Genomic DNA, 19,338 nt, shown 5'->3' with positions numbered 1-19,338 from the left:
GGAAAATAGGTACAATATAAAGAGGAAAAGATGTAGAAGAGGAGAGTGTCATTTGAAAAAAGGAAAGATAGCGGCGGTCATTGTAGCATATACAGTGTTGCTTGCAACGTCTGTACATACGTATAAAAAACAAATTGATCATCCTATTATGAGTGATGTAGGTAAATTGCTTCCGACAAAAATAAAACGTGTTGAAAGTGCTACGGAAGAGCGCTCGTTAATAAAATTAGTGCGAGATGCAAAAGTTTCAGGAGAGAAAATTTCCATTGCAGGCATGCAACATAGCCAAGGAGGACAGACATATTATCCAAATGGCACGATGCTCGATATGAAAGGATATAATAAAATATTAGAATTTGATCCAGAGAAGAAGCAGATTACAGTTCAAAGTGGTGTCACGTGGAATGATATTCAGAAGAAAATAAATCCATATGGCCTTGCGGTACAGGTCATGCAGTCTCAAAATATTTTTACTGTTGGTGGTTCATTAAGTGTAAATGTACACGGGCGTGATATTCGTCATGAGGCACTAATTGATACAGTAGATTCATTTAGATTGTTAATGGCAGATGGTACGGTACGTAATGTAAGTAGAGAAGAAAATGCAGAGTTATTTCCATATGTCATTGGGGGTTACGGTTTATTTGGAGTTATTTTAGATGTGACGCTGAAGTTAACAGATGATGAATTATATGAAATGCACACGAGAATGATAGATTATAAAGAATACGTATCTTATTTCAAAGAGAAAGTGAAAAGAGATGAAAATGTTCGTATGCACTTAGCGCGTATTTCTGTTGCTCCAAATTCATTTTTAAAAGAGATGTATGTGACAGATTATACTTTGGCACAAAATCAAAATATGAGAGAAGAGTACAGTGAATTAAAGGAAGAAAATATTATAGCGGTACCGAAATTTTTACTTGGGTTATCACGTTATAGTGATTGGGGAAAGAATACATTTTGGGATATACAAAGAGGTTATTTTGAACGTACAGATGGAAAGTATGAGACGCGTAATAATGTTATGAGATCAGATAGTGCTTTTATGGAATATGAAAATTCAAATAGGACCGAAGTGTTACAAGAATACTTTGTGCCTATAGATGCTTTCACGGAGTATATAGATGATTTACGTAACGTATTAAATGAAGAAGAGTTTAATTTACTCAACATTACGATTCGTTACGTGGAAAAGAATGAAAATGCAGTTTTGTCCTATGCGAAAGATGATATGTTTGCGCTGGTTCTTTTGATTAACCAGGGACGCTCAGAGAGTGAGATAAAGAAAACAGAGGATGTCATTCGGAAGATGATTGATGTTACTTTAAAGCATAACGGTAGTTACTATTTGCCGTACTATTCTTATCCAACGAAAGAGCAGTTAAAGAGGGCATATCCTCGTATTGAAGAATTTCTCAAGAAAAAGAAGGAAGTAGATTCAGAAGAGAGATTTGTGAATTTATTTTATAGGGAGTATACGAAATGACATATAGAAGATTTGTGGCTTCGCAAAGTATCATCATGATGGCAGGAAGTATGGTATTTCCTTTTTATATATTATTGCTTCGAAACGTTGGAAATAGCTTCTCGCAATTTGGCTGGGCGTATGGCTTATTTGCTTTAACATCAGCACTTGTATATCCACTAGTGGGAAAGATATCTGATCAAGTAGGTGATAAAAAATTATTAATCATATACGCTTGGTCCATGGCAATCTTAATGCTTTGCTTTCCGATTGCCACGGAAGTATGGCATGTATATATTCTTCAAATTGTAATGGGCATTTTAGGTGCTGTGCAGCGTAATACTGAGAAGACTTCGTTAGCACGAAAGGTTGCGCAGGAAAAGGCTGGTTATGAGATTGGAAAATACCATGTGTGGACATCCATTGGCGGAGCAGTAGCGGTTATTGCCACGGGATATTTAGTAGATTTCTTTACGATTGGTACAATTTTTTATATTGCATCTATTCTATATGTAGTGAGCGGGATTGTATTAAGTAGTAAAAAAATATAACTATTCCTATTTTCACCTTAATACCCTTTATTTGTTATACTAAAAGGGAATACAAAAGAAAAGGGGACAGTGCCTTTGATGAAATTTGTAGTTTTAGCTATTCTTACTTTGTTTTTGATTCCATGGACAAGAAGTAGTAGTAAGCTTCGAGCAGTGGATAAGAAGGGAGATAAGAAGGTTGTAAAGGGTAAGAAATCATCTATTTTAGTTATTCCTGTTTTATTTTGGATAGGTATTGCAATCTATGAATACTTTTGGCTAATTGATGATCGGGTAGACTCGATTCTTACTCATTATTCTGTTGCAGTAGCAATTTTAATTGGGCTTGTTTTATTTTCACAAGATCAAATAGGGAAATTAGAAGGTACATTAAAAGGACTTCTAATGTTTATTTTACTCGCAAGTTACGGCTACTTTGGTTATTTGCACGATATAGTAATCTCGCAAAAGAAATATGATTCTGTTGTTAAGATAGAGAAAGATATTTCAGAGCCATTTACTGAAAATGACCAGCCGTTTACAGTGCCGCCAAAGACAGCGGAGAATAAGATGAAAAAAGTATTTGGTGATATTCCGAAAGTAGCTTATTTTGAGCTAGGAGAATTAACGCCACAAATGGTAAACGGCGAAGCTTTATATGTAGCGCCGATTGAAGTTTCAGGATTTTTTAAAGCGCGTAAAGCTGAGACAATTCCAGGGTATGTAACGATGTCAGGTACGAATCCTGATGCGGAAGCGAAACTGCACCTCGGTTATAAAATGAAATATGTGCCAAGCATGTTTTTTGGTAATAATTTAGAGCGTGTGGTAAGGCAAGCAGAACCAAATTTAATCTTTAAAGGAAAACCTAAATTTGAGGTTGATGATAAAGGAAAACCATATTATACAATGACGTATGGTGAATTTATTTCAGGAAGATCTGGATTTGAGGTAGAAGGTGTTGTCGTAGTAGATGCACAAACAGGTGAAGTGAAAAGATATGATAAAGGAAAGGCACCTAAATTTGTTGATGGTGTATTAAATCATGAGACTGCATCTACGTTAAATACGTACTTTGGTAAATATATTCACGGATTTTGGAATACGAAATTCTCACAAACAGATATGAAAATTCCGACTGAGTGGGGAACGAAAGAAGGCGTGACCCCGATCTTTGGTAAAGATGGAACACTGTATTATTTTACAGACTTTACTTCTCCAAAGGAAGGAGTAGATTCAGCCCTAGGCTATTCATTAGTAGATGCACGCACAGGCAAGCTATATTACTATAATGGAAAAGAAGTAAAGGGGATTATGGATGGTTCAGCAGCTACAGAAGTAGTAGATAATTCCTTTAAGAGAGAGAAATGGCATGGGACAATGCCTGTCATTTATAACGTATACGGTAAACCAGCTTGGATTATTCCGGTTGTTGATGACGGAGGCCTAGTACGTGCACATACAGTTGTATATGCTGCTAATGCAAAAATATTTGCGACAGGTTCTTCGCAGAAAGAAGCGCTTGAGAATTATAAAAACGTAATGAGCGGTAATGGTGATACATTTAGACCAACCTCAACAGGAAAAGAAGCGCAAAAAGAAGGTATTGTACAACGGGTATATAAAGAAAAAACAGGTGAAAATACAATCGTGTACGTACTTTTAGAGAATGAACAAAAGGTATTTATGATACCGGTGAAGAAATTCCCATATGCTATGTTTACAGAAGTAGGAGACCCAATTCAAATTACATATTTAGATACGGGAGAGATGATGTCCTCAGTATCTAAATTTACGAATAGCAATGTGAAAAAGTAAAGCGATAGAATTTCTATCGCTTTTTTTACATTATGAAAGAGGAAAATGCGCTGTACTTGACGTATGTTTATGATGTAACTATAATTGTTACGATTCAGTTTGTATAGGAAAGGGTGAATTGAAAAAGTGAATGAAGTTAATCACGAAATATATAAACCTGTAAAGGCAAACAGGTTATGGATGATTCTTGTATTAGGAACACTTACGGCGATTGGACCATTATCTATTGATATGTATTTGCCTTCATTACCGAAGTTAACGGATGATTTGCAAACAGGTGCATCCCTCGCGCAGCTTACATTAACAGCTTGTTTGCTTGGGCTGTCAGTAGGACAATTATTTGTTGGCTCAATTAGTGATATTTACGGAAGACGCAAACCTCTTATTATTGCTCTTATTATTTATGTTGCTTCTTCTTTACTTTGTGCTGTTGCGCCATCTATTTGGACATTAGTGTTATTACGCTTCCTACAAGGAGCTTCAGGATCAGCCGGGATTGTTATATCACGTGCGATGGTACGTGATATGTATTCAGGTTCTGAAATGACGAAGTTTTTCTCACTGCTTATGTTAGTAAACGGAGCAGCACCTATTTTGGCACCGATTATTGGGGGGCAATTATTACAGTTTACAACGTGGCGCGGTGTTTTCATCGTTCTTGGAGCAATTAGCGTATTCATGTTAATATCAGCTACTTTTGTATTGCGTGAAACATTACCTCCTGAAGAAAGAGAAACGGGTGGTTTGTCAGGGACTTTGGCGACGTACGGAAAATTGTTAAAGGACCGTCTGTTTATGGGATATGCATTGTCACAAGGATTAGTAACAGCGGCAATGTTTGCATACATTTCGGGCTCACCATTTGTGTTGCAGAACATATACGGAGCATCACCACAGCAATTTAGTTTATTCTTTGCGATTAACGGCATCGGTATTATTATTGCTAGTCAGGTAACGGGTCGTTTAGCGGGGAAAGTGAATGAGAAGACATTATTTGTTGCTGGTATTATTATCGCAGCTGTTGGTGGCCTATCTTTACTACTGACAATCGTACTAGGAATAGGTTTAATCGGTGTTTTATGTTCGTTATTCCTTGTTGTATCAAGTGTCGGGGTTGTATCAACAACTGGGTTCTCATTAGCGATGAGAAATCAGAAGCAAGCTGCAGGAACAGCGTCAGCTTTATTAGGCTTATTACAGTTCATTTCAGGAGCGCTTGTCGCTCCGCTAGTAGGTATTGGTGGAAGTAATACAGCATTACCGATGGGTGTTGTTATTGCGCTTTGTGAAGTAGGAGCAGTGTTATGTTATCTATTTATGGCCAGAAGAAGTGAGAAGCAGTTTGAACTGCAGCAAAAACAAAATTTAGAGGCTTAACAAAAAAGAACTGATTCAAAGGGAATGTTTGAATCAGTTCTTTTTTCATTTCTTTGAAATACCTCATACAGTTTTTTAAGGTGATGTAGTAAAGCATTGCAAAAGTTATTTGTATAAAGTGACGATACTGTGACAAACATGTTGGTATATATATTACGATGTCGTCTTAAGTGTAAAAAGTAGGATGTTCTCGGTATAATAACAAGTGGAGATAAAAGAAACTATAATGAGTAGTAGCTGTAGATAAAAGGAGAAGAAGAGATGAAGAAGGTTTTGGGTATTGCTGTAATGGGAAGTATGATCCTTCTAGCAGGATGTAATGGAAATAAGGATACGAAAGAACCGAAAGAAAAGGTAGAGCAATCTACAGAACAAACAGAAGAAATGAAAGAATACCTTGCAGTACATGAAAAATACGATTTGAAAATGAATAAAGAAATTAATAACGCACTGCAGTTATTTGAAGTGGCAAAAGAAAAGGGCGGTAAGGAAATAACGACTGCTACATATAAAGAAGATGTGCAAAAGGTAACAACGAGCATGTTAGAAGATATTGATCATATACGAAAAGAAATTCGTGTTCCGAAGTCGAAAGAGCAAGAACATGAGGTATATGTCGGTTTCTTGAATGAATCGGAACAAGCAATGAAAAAATTACAGAAGTTAGCTAAAGAAGAAGATTCATCGTTGATTCGTGATATAGAAATTAATTTTGCAACAGCATCGACATACTATAAACGTTTTCAAGCAGAAACGAAAAAATAACCTTGCCTGTGCAAGGTTATTTTTTCTTCTTACTACGGCCTACTTCTTTATTTTATTTCTCTTTTATATTCTTTTTTCGTTCCATCAGAGAAGACAACTTCTAAATCGAATTTTTGATAGTCTTTATCAAGTTTGAACACGTTTACTACTTGATCAATTACTTCTTGGTCAGGAGTATCTTTATCAAATTTTAATTCTTGTAGAAGTGGGCTTAATTTTGTGATAGCTTCGTCTCCTGTTAAATTTACATCTGCTTTATGATCTTCAATTTTTGCTTCCATTTTCTTATCAGCCGCTACATTTTTATAATCTGCTTCGTAGTCTTTCTTTGTATCCTGATAGTCTGTATCTAAACTAAATTCATTAAAATTAAGTTTTAAATCTGCAGGGGCCTCATTTTTTGCTTCTTCAGTCGTCTTTTTATTAGAAGTTGTGTCTTCTTTGGCAGGAGCTTTACATCCTGTTAATGCAGGTACTAGCATAAGAGCTAATAAAACTGATAGTAGAATTCTCATTATAAATTCCTCCTTATGTAAATTCGTTCTATACAAGTTTTTCCAAAAAACATGTAATTATGTATGTGTTGAAAATAAATTATTATCCTGCAGTCACAAGGACTAATCCGCAATTTAAATCAAAAACGATTTGTATGTATATGGTAAATTGAAGTTGTGAGGGAGGGGCTAAAATGCATGAAGAATATAAAGAGATAATAAAAAAATCAATTGAATATATAGAGAATCACTTACATGAGGAGCTTACAACAGAAAGAGTGGCATCTCACAGTGCAGTATCGATGTACCATTTTCATCGCATCTTTCAAAGATATGTTGGGATGAGTGTAACAGATTATATTCGAAAGAGAAGGTTAACTCATGCTGCGCAAGTTTTAGTGTCAACGGAGAGAGCTGTTATTGATATTGCAGTGCAATACGGTTTTTCCTCACAAGAGGCATTTACGAGAGCTTTTAAAAGAATGTTTCAATTGCCACCAAAGAAATATCGAAAGTACTTTCAGTCATTTTATATAGAAAGAGAGGGTGTTTCAATGCAAAAAGGTATACCGAAAGGATGGATCTTAAGTGGAAGTCATCCTGCTGAATATGAGATGGGTTTAGATTATGAAGTTGTCCATCAAGGAAAAGTATCTGCATACATAAAAGCAAAAGAGAATGTTACGCATGGAGGATTTTCAACATTAATGCAAATGTTCCGAGCGGATAAATATGTAGGGAAGAGATTACGTTTTACAGCATTTATTAAGAGTGAAAATGTAAGAGATTGGGCAGGATTGTGGATGCGAGTAGATGGAAAAGATACAGAACCGCTCGCTATGGATAATATGCAAAATCGCCCCATTAAAAATACGAATAACTGGCAATCGTACTCGGTTGTATTAGATATAAAAGAAGAAGCACTTGGTATTGCATTTGGTGTTTTATTATCAGGAGAAGGTTGTGTGTGGCTAGATAGTATTCGATTTGATGAAGTAGATGAAAAAATCCCTTCAACAGATTTGGCAGAGAACTTTTATGAAACACTTTTAGAAGATCCGGTGAATCTACAGTTTGAAGAAGTAGAAAAATAAAAACAAGGAGAAAAGATATGCTCAAATATGTAAAACTAATAAGTATTAGTTTAGTAATATCGTCTTGTATTATGGGAATTAATTATTTAGTTAGCTATCTTTGGTCAGGGCATATACCTTCTTTGACGTGGAGAACATATTTGATGTTTGTGTTTATATTTATGATGAGTTTTGGTTCAATGCAAAAAGAAGGAAAAGAGGATTATTGACAATAGTCTTTTTCGCCTTTCTTTCATTAACACAAATGGTTGTAACTGTGCCACATGAAATGCTTGCTAAAACATATCAAACAATTAGTGAATTATTTCCTGCAACATATGCAGCGAATGGCTATTATACAATAATATTTGGAGGAGTTAGTTTAGAGAGAAATATTATTTCATTATTAGTTATTGTATTGGTTACACAATCAGTAGCAGTGATGACTTTAGCTATAAAAGGAATGGTAAAGGGAAGAAGAAGCTCTGTAGTTAAAGAAGTATAAAATAAAAAGGTATCCTCGGTGGGATACCTTTTTATTAGCACTTATTATTTTGTAACTTCTGTCCACTTGTAGTTAAACTCACCACCGAAGTCAGTTGTTACAAGTCCTTTAATGAAAGAGCGTTGTAAGTAAGAACGGCCTTGTTGGTATAAAGGAGCGACAGCGCCGTCTTGTAATAGAATTTTTTCAGCTTGCTTCATTGCTTCAAAGCGTGCTTTTTCATCGCCAGCTAAATCTGTTTTCACTTTATGAATTAGCTCATCGTACTCTTTGTTAGAGTATTTATCGAAGTTATAAGCACTATCTGTTGTAAATAAATCTAAGAATGTAATTGGATCAGCGAAGTCAGGGCCCCAGCCGTCAATACCAATTTCATAGTCACCACTTAATAGTAGTTTTAGCTGTTGTTTACGTGGTTGTGGTTTTAAATTCACTGTTAATCCATCTAGGTTCTTTTCTAATTCACCTTTTAAATATTCACCAGTCTTTTTAGCTAAAGCATTGTCACTTGTTAATAGTTCGATTGTTACTTTGTCAGTACCAAGTTCTTGTTTTGCTTTTTTCCAGTTTTCTTTCGCTGTTTTCACATCATCCTTGACTAGATTTCCATTTTCTTTACGGAAGTCATTGCCTTCTGGGCTCTTTGCAAATTTCGCAGGAACCATTCCTTCAGCTGGAACAGCGCCGTTATTTAAGATTGTTTCTACGTAAGCTTTTTTATTCATTGCGCCGTTAATAGCAAGGCGTGCATGTTGATTTTTTAATGTTTCATTTTTCTGATTTAATCGTAAGAATTGAATACCGACTTCAGCGCGTTCTTTGAAGTTTGGATCGCTCTTATATTTATCAACAAACTCTGCAGTTAAAGCAACACGATCAATTTGTCCTGAATCATATAAGTTTACTTCTGTAGACTTATCTTTAACGACATTGAAGTTGATTTCTTCTAATTTTACAGTTTTAGCATCCCAATAGTTAGGATTTTTCTTCAATTGGAAGCTTTGTTCATGTTTCCAGTTATCTAATGTGAAAGCACCGTTATAAATTAAATGATTTGTTTCTAAACCATATTTATCGCCTTGAGACTTTAAGTACTCTTCATTAATTGGTAAGAATGTTGAGAATGTAGTTAAGCTTAAGAAGTAGGGAACAGGACGGTCTAGTTGTACTTCTAACGTTTTATCATCAACAGCTTTGACCCCTAGTTGATCAATTGGCAATTGTTTTTGGTTTATTTGTTTCGCATTCTTTATATCGAAGAATAAGAATGCGTATTCAGCTGCTGTATCAGGATTTACGGCACGTTGCCAAGCGAAGGCAAAGTCCTTTGCTGTAACAGGAGTACCGTTTGACCATTTTGAATCACGGAGATGGAATGTATATTTTGTTTTATCGGGACTAATGTCAACCGACTCAGCGACACCAGGAACCGGTTTATTATCTTCTCCCATTGCATATAGCCCTTCAAAAACATTACGCATTACGTTCATGGATTCCCCATCCGTTGCTTTTGCAACATCCATTGTTGGAATTTCTGAAGCGAATGATAAGTTAATTGCCTGTTTATCAGGTGCTTTATCTTTTGCTTTCGCTCCGCTTGCATTATCTTTATTTCCCCCGCAAGCAGTTAGTAATAGACTTGCCCCTAAAACAGATGCAACAACAGGTACAACTTTTTTCTTCATTGTTCGTTCCTCCCTAAATGTGTTGTTCGTAACGTCATAATGTCCGTGTCTTGAAGTAGCTATAGAAGGAGATAAAACCTATTATAAATATTTGTTTATAGGTAATCAGGTGTTCTATATGTATATACATGTCGAACTATAATCTATCGTTATATGTTTCAACGTAGTAGACATTATATTTTGATGGTGAAATATTTTGTTTCTTTGATTATTTAGAATATTAACACTGAAAAGAACTATATGTCAATAATAAAAATAGATTGTTAATTTCTCGGAATAATATATTAAAAAAGCAGATTCTCATGTGTGAGAGAACCTATTTTTAATATATTTTGCTAAAAAAACAATTGGTGTGGGCTAATAATAAGTGGGGATGAAGAAACCCCCCACTTATTAAAGTTTCACTTTATTTTTCAATTTTTGTCCACTTGAAGTTTAATTGACCTGCAAAGTCTACTTGCACAATTCCTTTCACATAAGAACGTTCTAAATAAGATTCGCCTTTTTGGTAAAGAGGAGCGATAACAGAGTCTTTAAATAATATTTTCTCGGATGCTAGTAATGCTTCCCAGCGAGCTTTTTCATCACCAGCTAAAGTTGTTTTCACTTTTGCTATTGTTTCATCGAATTCCTTATTAGAGTAATGATCTAAGTTATAAGGGTTATTCGTTGTAAATAGCTCAAGGAATGTAATTGGATCCGCAAAGTCAGGGCTCCAGCCATCAATTCCGATTTCGTAGTCACCTTTTAATAAAAGCGAAACTTGTTGCTTACGCGGCTGAGGTTTTATATTTACTGTTAATCCATCTAGATTCTTTTCTAGTTGTCCTTTTAAGAATTCACCAGTTTTCTTATCAAGGTCAGCATCACTCGTTAATAATTCTAATGTTATCTTTTCAGAACCAAGCTCTTGTTTAGCTTTTTTCCATAACTCTTGTGCAGATTTTGTATCAACTTTTGTTAAATCGCCGTTTGCAGTACGGAAGTCTTTTCCTTCAGGTCCTTTTGCAAAGTTTTTTGGAACGAGACCAAATGTTGGTGTAGAGCCATCATTTAATAACGTATTTACAAAGGATTTTCTATCAATTGTTTGATCAATTGCTTGGCGTGCAGAAACGTTTTGAAGTACTTTGTTTTGTTGATTCATACGTAAAAATTGTACGCCTACGTTTGGACGTTCTTTAAAGTTAGCATCCTTTTTATATTTATCGACGAAGTCAGATGTTAGTTTTATACGATCTAATTGTTTTGACTCGAATAAATTTACTTCTGTTGATTTTTCTTTTACGACATTAAAATTGATTTCTTCTAGTTTGACAGTATCTTTATCCCAATAGGTAGGGTTCTTCTTAAATTTAAAGCTTTGTTCGTGCTTCCAATCGCTTAGTGTAAAAGCTCCATTGTACAAGATTGTATTATCTTCTAAAGCGTACTTATCACCTTGTACTTTAAAGAATTCCTCATTAATTGGTAGAAATGTTGGGAACGCTGTTAAGCTAATAAAATAAGGAACAGGACGCTCTAATTCTACCTCAAACGTATGGTCATCAACTGCTTTTACACCAAGTTGGTCGGCTGGAAGTTCTTTGTTGTTAATTTTTGTTGCGTTTTTAATATCAAAGAATAAAAATGCATATTCAGAGGCTGTTGCTGGATCTACGGCACGTTGCCAAGCGAACACAAAATCTTTAGCTGTAACAGGAGTGCCGTTTGACCATTTTGAATCTCGCAAATGGAATGTGTATTTCGTTTTATCGCCACTTACTTCATGAGATTTTGCAACACCAGGAACAGGTTTGTTACCTTCACCAAGATTATACAAACCTTCAAATACGTTTCTCATTACTTGACCAGAATCAGTATCTGTAGCACGAGCCGTATCCATTGTTCGTATTTCAGTAGGTGAAGATAAGTTTAAAACCTGTTTACTAGGTGCCTCGTCTTTTGCATTTGCTCCGCTTGCTTCGTTTTTATAACTACCGCAACCAGTTAATAAAATACTTACTCCTACAACTGATGCAATACCGGGTACAAACTTCTTTTTCATTTGATTTTCCTCCTAAATAATTAAGTTTGGATGATGATGAGGGAAATGAAAAATAAAAAATCCCTCTTTTCATATTGAGAAAGAGGGATTTTTACGTACAAGTTATGCACCCGTATATAAACGAAGTCCCTCATTCTATCTTTCAAGCATAAAGCTTGCAGGAAGTGGCACAGTATTCAAAATGAACCTGTTGCCGAGGTTTCAAAGGGCCAGTCCCTCCACCTCTCTTGATACAATGAGTAAACGAATAAATTTTATTAATTTTTGTGTTTCTTTGATAATTCAAAATCTTACACCTTGAATAATGAAGTGTCAACTAAATGAAATATAGTTTAAATTTTCAGTTTTCTTAAAAGAAAAAACCACTGCATATGGCAGTGGTTTTTCTACTAGAAGTTAAAGTTATCTGGATCTGGACCAACGCGACGATCTTCATTTAAAGCTTGAATTGCTTTCATATCATCAGCACTTAATTCAAAGTCGAAGATGTTTGCATTTTCAATAATGCGATGTTCTTTAATTGATTTGGGAATTGTTACAACTTCGTTTTGTAAATCCCAACGTAAAATAATTTGCGCAGTTGATTTATTATATTTTGTCGCAATTTCTTGTAACGTTGGATTATCTAGTAGTTGTCCTTGCATTAATGGTGACCAAGCTTCAAGCTGGATATTATGTTCTTTACAGAATGCATGTAACTCTTCTTGTGCTAAACGTGGGTGGTATTCCACTTGGTTGACCATTGGCTTAATTTCAGCAATTTCAAATACGTCTTGTAAGTGGTGAATGTGGAAATTACTCACACCGATAGCGCGAACACGGCCATCTTTATAAAGTGTTTCTAATGCTTTCCATGATTCAGTATATTTCCCTTTTACAGGCCAATGTACTAAATATAAATCTAAATATTCTAGACCTAATTTCTCTAATGTAGTTTCAAATGCTTGAAGCGTTGTTTCATATCCTTGATCGCTATTCCATACTTTTGAGGTAATAAATAATTCTTCACGTGAAACACCGGATTCACGAATCGCTTGCCCAACGCCTTCTTCATTTTGATAGATTGCTGCAGTATCGATGCTGCGGTAGCCATTTTTAATTGCTGCTTTTACAGAATCAATTACTTCTGAACCATCTTCTACTTTAAAAACACCTAAACCAAACCAAGGCATTTTTACACCGTTATGTAATGTTGTATAGTCTTTTAAACTTGTTAAAATCATATTATTTCCCCCTAGCTTTTTTGTTTGTTGCTTCTACTGCTTTTTGAATTGCCTCTGAAAAATTATATTCGTATAAAGTTTTGAGACCTTCAGCTGTGGAACCACCTGGCGTTGTTACTTGTTCGCGAAGGTTAGCTGGATTTTGCGTTTGTTCAAGCATAGAAGCAGAGCCAGAAATCATTTGAATGACAAGATGTTTTGCGGTTTCTTCATCAACTCCATAACTTTTTGTTGCTTCAATTAAGCTTTCAGCAAAGTAATAAAGGAAGGCTGGTGCACTTCCAGTAACTGCAGTAAGCTGATGAACTTCTTCCTCATTACAAAGTTGCGAAGTACCAATACCTTTTAAAAGTAGTTGCAGGGTTTCTTGATGTATCTCGTTTACTGATTGTCCCATTGTATATAAGGAGATAGACTTTCCAATTTCAGCAGCTGTATTAGGCATAATCCAAGCAACAGGCGTGCCTTTTGGGAGTCTAGCTTCTAAATAAGATGGTCCAATGCCAGCTGCTACTGTTACGACTAGTTGATTTGATATTAACGGAGATAGCTCAGCTAATAACTCTTCATGAGCCGAAGGTGGCATTGCTAAAACAACCGTATCAACAGATGTAACATGCTGTTTCCAATCTGTTGTAGTAGACACATTATATTGATGTTGTAACTGTTTTAGCTTTTCTATGTTGCTTCGGTTAGAGACGATAATTTCTTCGATGTACTCTTTGCTTGTTTTAAGTAATCCGGAAAATATAGCTTCTGCCATACGACCGGCACCAATAAATAAAATTCGATGTTTAGTTAGCATATCCTTTATTCCTTTCTAGTAGAGATATGTTATAAAAACGATATCATCTTTAAGAGAATTTTGTAAAAAGAAAAGACTTATCGTAGATGGAATGGATAATGAGAAGGAGGAAATTCATGCTAATATTAGCTATTATTAATCTCTTTATATGTGTAGCTGGTTTGCTAGAGTGGAAGAGCAATTATAAGGGGCAAGAACATACAAATAATTATATCTAGAAAATAATTAGAATTAAAAAACCCCTGAAGTACATATGCTTCAGGGGTTTACTAATAGAATATAAGATTATGCTTTTGTCATACCAAGTAATACAGCGCCGCCAATAATTAAAACACTACCTAGTGCAATAAAGATCAATTGACGTTTTGTTTTCTTTTCACCTAAGAATACAATCGCACCGAATGTTGAGATAACGATTCCAGTTTGAGATAATGGGAAGCTTGTTGCTACTCCAACACGTGGTAATGAAAGAAGTAAGAATAAGTTTCCAGTTCCCCATAGTAAACCAGACAAAGCATTACGGATTGCATATTTGTTAAATGGTTTATGTTTAGACGTCAGTACAACCGCACCAACAAACATACCAACTGCTTGTGGTAAAATAGCAGACCAACCATCGATATTATACCAACGAATAATAATTACATATACAAGATAGCCGAAAGTAGAAACAATTAAAGTAAGAAGTCCTTTTTTCAATTGTCCAGGTGGCTGAGCATTTTCTTTATCATCTAATGATGTGAATACAACACCAACTACGATTAATAGGATTGCAATCGTTCCCAGAATGATCGTTGTAGTAGTAGTCCACTCACGGAAAGCGATAACCCCAAAGATAGAAGTTGCAACAAGTTGCATACCAGTAGAAATCGTTACAGTAGTTGAAACACCTAGTTTTTCAACTGTTTTTAATTGGTTTACTTGTCCTAAAGCCCAGAATAAACCTGAAATAAAACCAACAATTAAGATTGTCATTGTTAAAGCTGGTTGAGTAAATACATACATAATTGTTGCGAAGAATAGAGCACCGATTGTCATACCTACCGTTTGGCTATATGCACCACCGCCCATTTTTACGCTTACTAATAAGATGTTTCCCCATGCAATTGCAGGAAGAAGCGCTAATAAAATGTCCATTACAAGACTCCCTTCGGTTTGCTATACCAATATAGTTACATATCGTTCTAACGATCGGTAATGCCCCACTAATAGAGTAGAAGATTACCGATCGCTAAAACAGGATGAAGAATTCACGATATAAATGCGTTTTCATTTCTTCATTTTTTGAAACACCTCCATATAATAACAGGAAATTGCCTATTTTAGAAAGTGAATTCAAATAAAATGTATATTTTAATAAGAGGTAAAATTCAGTTATTTCCCGGTGGTATATTTTATTTCCTAAGAAATAAAGAAGCAGCTTCGAAAAAAGCTGCTTTAAGAGCTAGTAATTCTTTTATTAATAAGTTGAATACATAGTAGAAATACGAGTGACATACCGATAGTAATAACTACAAGTGTCCATGCGAGTTGCATATTACTTGCATCAATAGCCATGTAAATTGCAGTTGGGATTGTCTGTGTTTTACCAGGAATGTTCCCGGCAAACATAAGTGTAGCACCAAATTCACCGAGCGCGCGGACAAAGCTCAAAATCATCCCGCTTAGTAAGGCAGGAAATGCGAGCGGAAGTGTAACGTGCAGAAAAACTTGATATTCACTTGCGCCAAGGTCACGAGCACTTTCTTCAATTTGTACATTTGCGATAGAAAATCCCGTTTTCGCTGATTGGTACATAAGCGGAAATGCAACAACTGTAGAAGCAATGATCGCAGCAGTAGATGTGAACATGATAGACTGCTGAAATAATGATTCAACCCACTTTCCGATCGGGCTGTTGTTTCCAAAGATGATAATGAGAAAGAAGCCGATAACAGTTGGTGGAAGTACCATTGGTAATAAAAATATGGTTTCTAATAGTACTTTATATCGCCATGAGGAGCGAGCTAGTGCTCGCCCGACAATTGTCCCTAAAATTGTAACGAGAATAGTGGCGCATGCAGCTACTCTTAAAGATAGAAAGACAGGCGATAAAATAGCATCAATGCTCATAGTAATTAAGACAGGACTGTAAATCCATATTTTTTAAAGATAGATTGTGCATCTTTTGACTGCAAATACTCATAAAATGAAGTCGCCTCTTTCTTATGTTTAGATTCCTTTATAACACCTAAAGGATAGTGGATTGGCTCATGAGAAGTAGCTGCTGCTGTCTCACCAATCTTTACTTTATCCGAAATGAGAGCATCTGTTTTGTATACGATACCAGCATCGACATTCCCTGTTTCTACATATGTTAACACTTGGCGAACATCTTTTGTAAATATGACTTTATTTTGAACATCATTCCAAAGGTTTTCGTGTGTTAGAGAAGCCTTTGCATATTTGCCAGCAGGTACAGATTCAGGTGTACCAAGTGCAATTTTTTTTATTTTTTCATCTTTTAAATCTTGAATTTTTGTAAGAGAACTATCTTTTGGGACAACTAGAACGAGTTCGTTTTCAAGGAGATTTTTCCCCTCTTTTTCATTAATGAATCCTTTTTTTACAAGGGTTTGGAATTTATCTTCTGCTGCTGAGAAGAATAAATCAGCAGGTGCACCTTGTTCAATTTGTTGTTGAAGTGCTCCAGAAGCACCGAAGTTAAAAGAAAGTTTGATATTTGGCTCTTTTTCTTTATATTGTTTTTCGATTTCTTTTAATGCATCTTGTAAGCTTGCAGCAGCTGAGATAGTCAGTTCAACTGTTTTATCCTCTTTAGCAGCTGACTTTGTATGCTTTTCCCCACTTGTACAAGCAGCGCTAAATATAAGGAGGAAAGAAAGTATAAGTGCCCCGATGGAACGTAATATAAATTTATTCATAAAAAAATCCCCTTTCATTTTGACACATCTAATTATAACTAAATATAACTAAATATAACTAGTTATAATTGAATATAATTTGAACATATGTCTATTTTTAAAAAATAGGAGAAATATTCTTTTCTTTGTTACAATGAAAGGAGAAAGTGAGGAATCGTCTATGGATCATCATTCCTACACAACGGAAGAAGTAGCAAAGCGATTAAAAGTATCAAAATTAACTGTATACGACTTAATTAAAAAAGGAGAACTTCCTTCTTATAGAGTTGGTAGACAGATGCGCATTGATGCAGCAGATTTAGATCAATATATAAAGCAAATGAAAACAGGGAAAGTACAAGTTAATCCTGTAAAAAACGATGGTAGTAGTATCTTGAACACGTGTATTATTAGTGGTCAAGAACTAACGTTAGATATGTTAGCTAAACGTATAGAAAATCGTTTGCCAAGTTCTAATGTTTTAAGAGCGTATCAAGGTAGCTTAACGAGTTTAGTGAAAATGTATCAAGGAGAAGGAAGTATCGTTAGTTTGCATTTGTTTGATGGTGAAACGGGTACATATAATATTCCTTACGTAAAACGTATTTTAGTAGGACAGCCATGTCTTATGATTAATTTATTGTCCAGAAATGTAGGGTTTTATGTTCAAAAAGGAAATCCGAAGAAAATAAAGACATGGGCTGACATATCCGGGTCCACTATAAAGTTTGTGAATCGAGAAAAGGGTTCTGGTATTAGAGTGTTAGTGGATGAACAATTACGAATCCGAAAATTAAATAAAGCTGATATTAGTGGATATGAATGGGAAGAATCGAATCATCTTGGTGTTGCCACGCAAGTTGCAAATGGAAAAGCTGATGTAGGAGTAGGTTCAGAAAAGTTTTCGCAAATTGTAAATGTGGACTTTATTCCAATCATGAAAGAACAGTATGATTTAGTAATTTTGAAGAATAAAGAAAATGAAGAGCTGATTGAAGTTGTGAAAGACATTCTGCAATCGGAAGAATTTCATAATGAATTAAATGCGATTGGCGGATATGATATTACGAAAACAGGTCAAATTGTATATGAAATAAAGTGAAACTTTAATCAGTGTGGGGGTTCTTCATCCCCCACTGATTATTAGCCTTCACCAATCGGACTTTTATGGGCAGCCCGACCCCCACCTAACTTCTTTGCTTTCGCTGAATTTTGAGGAGGGGGTCTTACTGCCCATTAAAGCGGGACAAACTAAAAAGCTGCTTGTCTATAAGACGAGCAGCTTTTTCTATATATAAAGGGGTTTGGGGAAACAAAGTGTTAAATAAGACCTTGAGCAAGTGTATAAATGAAAGCCGTAAGAAGAGTAGCTCCACTTGCAAGTCCGATAAAGTCTGATTTGTTGAAAGTAATGTTGTTCATTATAATCTCTCCTTATTTGTTTAATGTAGTTGCAACAGCTTTTGCATCGACAAGTGCGGATAGCACCATGCCCATTGTATTTAAAAATTTATTTGATTTCATATTGTTCATCATGCGTATCCGCTCCTTTTCGAATAGTTGTTGCCCTGCTTATGTCTTAATTATAGGGAATATGGATACTTCCAACTATCGAATTAGCTTACGAAAGACTTACACTTTTGTAAGAAAAAAAGACATTCATGTAAGAATGTCTTTCACAGCATATTGATATGATGATGGTCTTCAATTGTTTTTAAAAAACTACGCATTGAATTCGTCATATAGCTATCTTTACGGCGTATGAAAACCGTTGAAATACTGCCGTATTTTTCAGGGATTGCATGACAATGTACCTTACCTGCTTTAGAAAGATGATGGACAGCAGACTGTGGTACGAGTGTAATTCCGAGACCGAGTGCAACACTGTTTAATATTGTCTCTAATATATTGAATTCCATAATTCTTTTTGGTAGCAAACCTTCGTCTTTAAGCCAACGTTCTAGTTTGGAGCGGTATCCACATCCTTGGTTAAAAACGAGTAGAGGCGTTGTTGTAAATTCTTCTATATGAAAGGCTTTATTTTGTGTTATAAGCATTAATTTCTCTGTACTAACATCGTATTGTTCGATTAGTGGATGTTTAATAGGACCTGATATAAAGGCGCCATCTAATTGATGATCAAGTACTTCTCTAATTAATTCTTCTGTTAGACCCGCTTGTAATGATAAATCGACATTCGGATAGCTTTTATAGTAAGAAGATAAAATGGTAGGCAGTGTACTTACTGTTTCGACTGTACCGATTTTTAATATACCAGAAGGTGTTTCGCTATCTAAAAATACTTGTTTTAGTTCGTCGACATCTTGCAAAATTTTACTAACATAAACGAGCATTTTTCTTCCTTCAGCTGTTAAAGTCATTCCTCGTTTATGGCGGTAAAAGAGTGGGGTTTTTAATTCGTTTTCTAGTTGTTTAATACGTGCAGTTACATTTGATTGTACATAATTTAATTCCTTTGCTGCGCTACTTACACTACCCTGATCGGCAACGCTTTTAAAGATTTGTAAGTCTCTTAATTCCATTTTGTAATCCCCCTTGATGTTAACTATCATTATAAATGATAGTTAACATCATTTTGAATCATTTTACGTGATATATTTTTTCTTTTACAATTCTCTTTGTGC

General features: G+C 35.3%; 19 protein-coding genes and 1 riboswitch. Of the genes, 9 read left to right on the top strand and 10 right to left on the bottom strand.

The window, feature by feature from the left end; genetic code table 11:
• Positions 1 to 52 precede the first annotated feature (52 nt).
• The 5 genes from ACS2QP_RS24510 (at position 53) to ACS2QP_RS24490 (ending at position 5,958) form a co-directional block, all read left to right on the top strand.
• A complete protein-coding gene (locus ACS2QP_RS24510) occupies positions 53 to 1,489 on the top strand; it encodes an FAD-binding oxidoreductase (RefSeq protein WP_061456700.1) in 1,437 nt (478 codons plus the stop codon).
• The gene (locus tag ACS2QP_RS24505) at positions 1,486 to 2,019 is read left to right on the top strand and encodes an MFS transporter (RefSeq protein ID WP_000222361.1); all 534 of its coding nucleotides are present in this window, start codon (positions 1,486 to 1,488) and stop codon (positions 2,017 to 2,019) included. Before ACS2QP_RS24510 ends, ACS2QP_RS24505 begins: the two co-directional genes overlap by 4 nt.
• Positions 2,020 to 2,097: 78 nt before the next feature.
• On the top strand, positions 2,098 to 3,816 hold the full coding sequence (locus tag ACS2QP_RS24500) for a DUF3981 domain-containing protein (RefSeq protein ID WP_061456699.1): 1,719 nt from the start codon (positions 2,098 to 2,100) through the stop codon (positions 3,814 to 3,816).
• Between the two features lie 117 nt (positions 3,817 to 3,933).
• Positions 3,934 to 5,193 carry a multidrug effflux MFS transporter gene (locus ACS2QP_RS24495; RefSeq protein WP_224200803.1) on the top strand — a complete coding sequence of 420 codons (1,260 nt, stop codon included), beginning with the start codon at positions 3,934 to 3,936 and terminating at the stop codon, positions 5,191 to 5,193.
• Positions 5,194 to 5,454: 261 nt separating this feature from the next.
• A complete protein-coding gene (locus tag ACS2QP_RS24490) occupies positions 5,455 to 5,958 on the top strand; it encodes a hypothetical protein (RefSeq protein ID WP_000756525.1) in 504 nt (167 codons plus the stop codon).
• 47 nt (positions 5,959 to 6,005) lie between these two features.
• On the opposite strand, the gene ACS2QP_RS24485 is transcribed toward ACS2QP_RS24490, so the two are convergent.
• Positions 6,006 to 6,473: a YusW family protein gene (locus ACS2QP_RS24485; protein WP_061456698.1), complete on the bottom strand. Its 468-nt coding sequence runs from the start codon at positions 6,471 to 6,473 to the stop codon at positions 6,006 to 6,008.
• A gap of 173 nt (positions 6,474 to 6,646) precedes the next feature.
• On the opposite strand from ACS2QP_RS24485, the gene ACS2QP_RS24480 reads away from it, so the two are divergent.
• From ACS2QP_RS24480 to ACS2QP_RS24470, 3 genes are read left to right on the top strand one after another with little or no spacing between them, the layout of a single operon-like run.
• Positions 6,647 to 7,546, top strand: a complete 900-nt coding sequence (locus ACS2QP_RS24480; RefSeq protein WP_000544202.1) for a helix-turn-helix transcriptional regulator — start codon at positions 6,647 to 6,649, stop codon at positions 7,544 to 7,546.
• A gap of 17 nt (positions 7,547 to 7,563) precedes the next feature.
• A complete protein-coding gene (locus ACS2QP_RS24475; RefSeq protein ID WP_000922547.1) occupies positions 7,564 to 7,755 on the top strand; it encodes a hypothetical protein in 192 nt (63 codons plus the stop codon).
• Entirely contained in the window at positions 7,752 to 8,030 is a 279-nt protein-coding gene (locus ACS2QP_RS24470; protein WP_326235284.1) for a hypothetical protein, read from the top strand. Before ACS2QP_RS24475 ends, ACS2QP_RS24470 begins: the two co-directional genes overlap by 4 nt.
• Positions 8,031 to 8,074: 44 nt before the next feature.
• On the opposite strand, the gene ACS2QP_RS24465 is transcribed toward ACS2QP_RS24470, so the two are convergent.
• The 7 genes from ACS2QP_RS24465 to modA form a co-directional block, all read right to left on the bottom strand.
• The gene (locus ACS2QP_RS24465; RefSeq protein ID WP_326235285.1) at positions 8,075 to 9,715 is read right to left on the bottom strand and encodes a peptide ABC transporter substrate-binding protein; all 1,641 of its coding nucleotides are present in this window, start codon (positions 9,713 to 9,715) and stop codon (positions 8,075 to 8,077) included.
• Between the two features lie 406 nt (positions 9,716 to 10,121).
• The gene (locus ACS2QP_RS24460) at positions 10,122 to 11,762 is read right to left on the bottom strand and encodes a peptide ABC transporter substrate-binding protein (RefSeq protein ID WP_326235286.1); all 1,641 of its coding nucleotides are present in this window, start codon (positions 11,760 to 11,762) and stop codon (positions 10,122 to 10,124) included.
• A 132-nt stretch (positions 11,763 to 11,894) separates the two neighbouring features.
• Positions 11,895 to 11,999: riboswitch (SAM riboswitch) on the bottom strand.
• Positions 12,000 to 12,151: 152 nt separating this feature from the next.
• Positions 12,152 to 12,985, bottom strand: a complete 834-nt coding sequence (locus ACS2QP_RS24455; protein WP_000604203.1) for an aldo/keto reductase — start codon at positions 12,983 to 12,985, stop codon at positions 12,152 to 12,154.
• Position 12,986: 1 nt separating this feature from the next.
• Positions 12,987 to 13,790 (bottom strand): pyrroline-5-carboxylate reductase, encoded by an 804-nt coding sequence (gene proC, locus ACS2QP_RS24450; RefSeq protein WP_017674453.1) that lies wholly within the window; start codon positions 13,788 to 13,790, stop codon positions 12,987 to 12,989.
• 285 nt (positions 13,791 to 14,075) lie between these two features.
• Positions 14,076 to 14,927, bottom strand: coding sequence for a GRP family sugar transporter (locus ACS2QP_RS24445; protein WP_000353544.1), 852 nt, complete (start codon positions 14,925 to 14,927; stop codon positions 14,076 to 14,078).
• 300 nt (positions 14,928 to 15,227) lie between these two features.
• Positions 15,228 to 15,902, bottom strand: a complete 675-nt coding sequence (gene modB, locus ACS2QP_RS24440) for a molybdate ABC transporter permease subunit (RefSeq protein WP_061456695.1) — start codon at positions 15,900 to 15,902, stop codon at positions 15,228 to 15,230.
• 5 nt (positions 15,903 to 15,907) lie between these two features.
• On the bottom strand, positions 15,908 to 16,714 hold the full coding sequence (gene modA, locus ACS2QP_RS24435) for a molybdate ABC transporter substrate-binding protein (RefSeq protein WP_078420870.1): 807 nt from the start codon (positions 16,712 to 16,714) through the stop codon (positions 15,908 to 15,910).
• 160 nt (positions 16,715 to 16,874) lie between these two features.
• On the opposite strand from modA, the gene ACS2QP_RS24430 reads away from it, so the two are divergent.
• The gene (locus ACS2QP_RS24430) at positions 16,875 to 17,795 is read left to right on the top strand and encodes a substrate-binding domain-containing protein (RefSeq protein WP_002180310.1); all 921 of its coding nucleotides are present in this window, start codon (positions 16,875 to 16,877) and stop codon (positions 17,793 to 17,795) included.
• Positions 17,796 to 18,013: 218 nt separating this feature from the next.
• Here the strand turns inward: ACS2QP_RS24430 and ACS2QP_RS24425 are convergent, their stop codons facing one another.
• Together ACS2QP_RS24425 and ACS2QP_RS24420 are read right to left on the bottom strand one after the other, a co-directional pair.
• A complete protein-coding gene (locus ACS2QP_RS24425) occupies positions 18,014 to 18,115 on the bottom strand; it encodes a DUF3948 family protein (RefSeq protein ID WP_001060017.1) in 102 nt (33 codons plus the stop codon).
• Between the two features lie 254 nt (positions 18,116 to 18,369).
• Positions 18,370 to 19,236, bottom strand: a complete 867-nt coding sequence (locus ACS2QP_RS24420; protein WP_000423031.1) for a LysR family transcriptional regulator — start codon at positions 19,234 to 19,236, stop codon at positions 18,370 to 18,372.
• Between the last annotated feature and the right edge of the window lie 102 nt (positions 19,237 to 19,338).

This window comes from Bacillus cereus group sp. Bce019, from assembly GCF_051781745.1.
In the GTDB taxonomy this organism is placed as follows: domain Bacteria; phylum Bacillota; class Bacilli; order Bacillales; family Bacillaceae_G; genus Bacillus_A; species Bacillus_A cereus.
The sequence above is the reverse complement of the archived record's forward strand: the minus strand, read 5'-3'. Positions and strand labels throughout refer to the sequence as shown.

Excerpts from the sequence above, each read along its gene's own strand:
- ACS2QP_RS24505 (WP_000222361.1), top strand. The coding sequence starts at position 1,486 with ATGACATATAGAAGATTTGTGGCTTCGCAAAGTATCATCATGATGGCA.
- ACS2QP_RS24500 (WP_061456699.1), top strand. The coding sequence starts at position 2,098 with ATGAAATTTGTAGTTTTAGCTATTCTTACTTTGTTTTTGATTCCATGG.
- ACS2QP_RS24490 (WP_000756525.1), top strand. The coding sequence starts at position 5,455 with ATGAAGAAGGTTTTGGGTATTGCTGTAATGGGAAGTATGATCCTTCTA.
- ACS2QP_RS24485 (WP_061456698.1), bottom strand. The coding sequence starts at position 6,473 with ATGAGAATTCTACTATCAGTTTTATTAGCTCTTATGCTAGTACCTGCA.
- ACS2QP_RS24480 (WP_000544202.1), top strand. The coding sequence starts at position 6,647 with ATGCATGAAGAATATAAAGAGATAATAAAAAAATCAATTGAATATATA.
- ACS2QP_RS24475 (WP_000922547.1), top strand. The coding sequence starts at position 7,564 with ATGCTCAAATATGTAAAACTAATAAGTATTAGTTTAGTAATATCGTCT.
- ACS2QP_RS24465 (WP_326235285.1), bottom strand. The coding sequence starts at position 9,715 with ATGAAGAAAAAAGTTGTACCTGTTGTTGCATCTGTTTTAGGGGCAAGT.
- ACS2QP_RS24460 (WP_326235286.1), bottom strand. The coding sequence starts at position 11,762 with ATGAAAAAGAAGTTTGTACCCGGTATTGCATCAGTTGTAGGAGTAAGT.
- ACS2QP_RS24455 (WP_000604203.1), bottom strand. The coding sequence starts at position 12,985 with ATGATTTTAACAAGTTTAAAAGACTATACAACATTACATAACGGTGTA.
- proC (WP_017674453.1), bottom strand. The coding sequence starts at position 13,790 with ATGCTAACTAAACATCGAATTTTATTTATTGGTGCCGGTCGTATGGCA.
- ACS2QP_RS24445 (WP_000353544.1), bottom strand. The coding sequence starts at position 14,927 with ATGGACATTTTATTAGCGCTTCTTCCTGCAATTGCATGGGGAAACATC.
- modB (WP_061456695.1), bottom strand. The coding sequence starts at position 15,902 with ATGAGCATTGATGCTATTTTATCGCCTGTCTTTCTATCTTTAAGAGTA.
- modA (WP_078420870.1), bottom strand. The coding sequence starts at position 16,714 with ATGAATAAATTTATATTACGTTCCATCGGGGCACTTATACTTTCTTTC.
- ACS2QP_RS24430 (WP_002180310.1), top strand. The coding sequence starts at position 16,875 with ATGGATCATCATTCCTACACAACGGAAGAAGTAGCAAAGCGATTAAAA.
- ACS2QP_RS24425 (WP_001060017.1), bottom strand. The coding sequence starts at position 18,115 with ATGAACAACATTACTTTCAACAAATCAGACTTTATCGGACTTGCAAGT.
- ACS2QP_RS24420 (WP_000423031.1), bottom strand. The coding sequence starts at position 19,236 with ATGGAATTAAGAGACTTACAAATCTTTAAAAGCGTTGCCGATCAGGGT.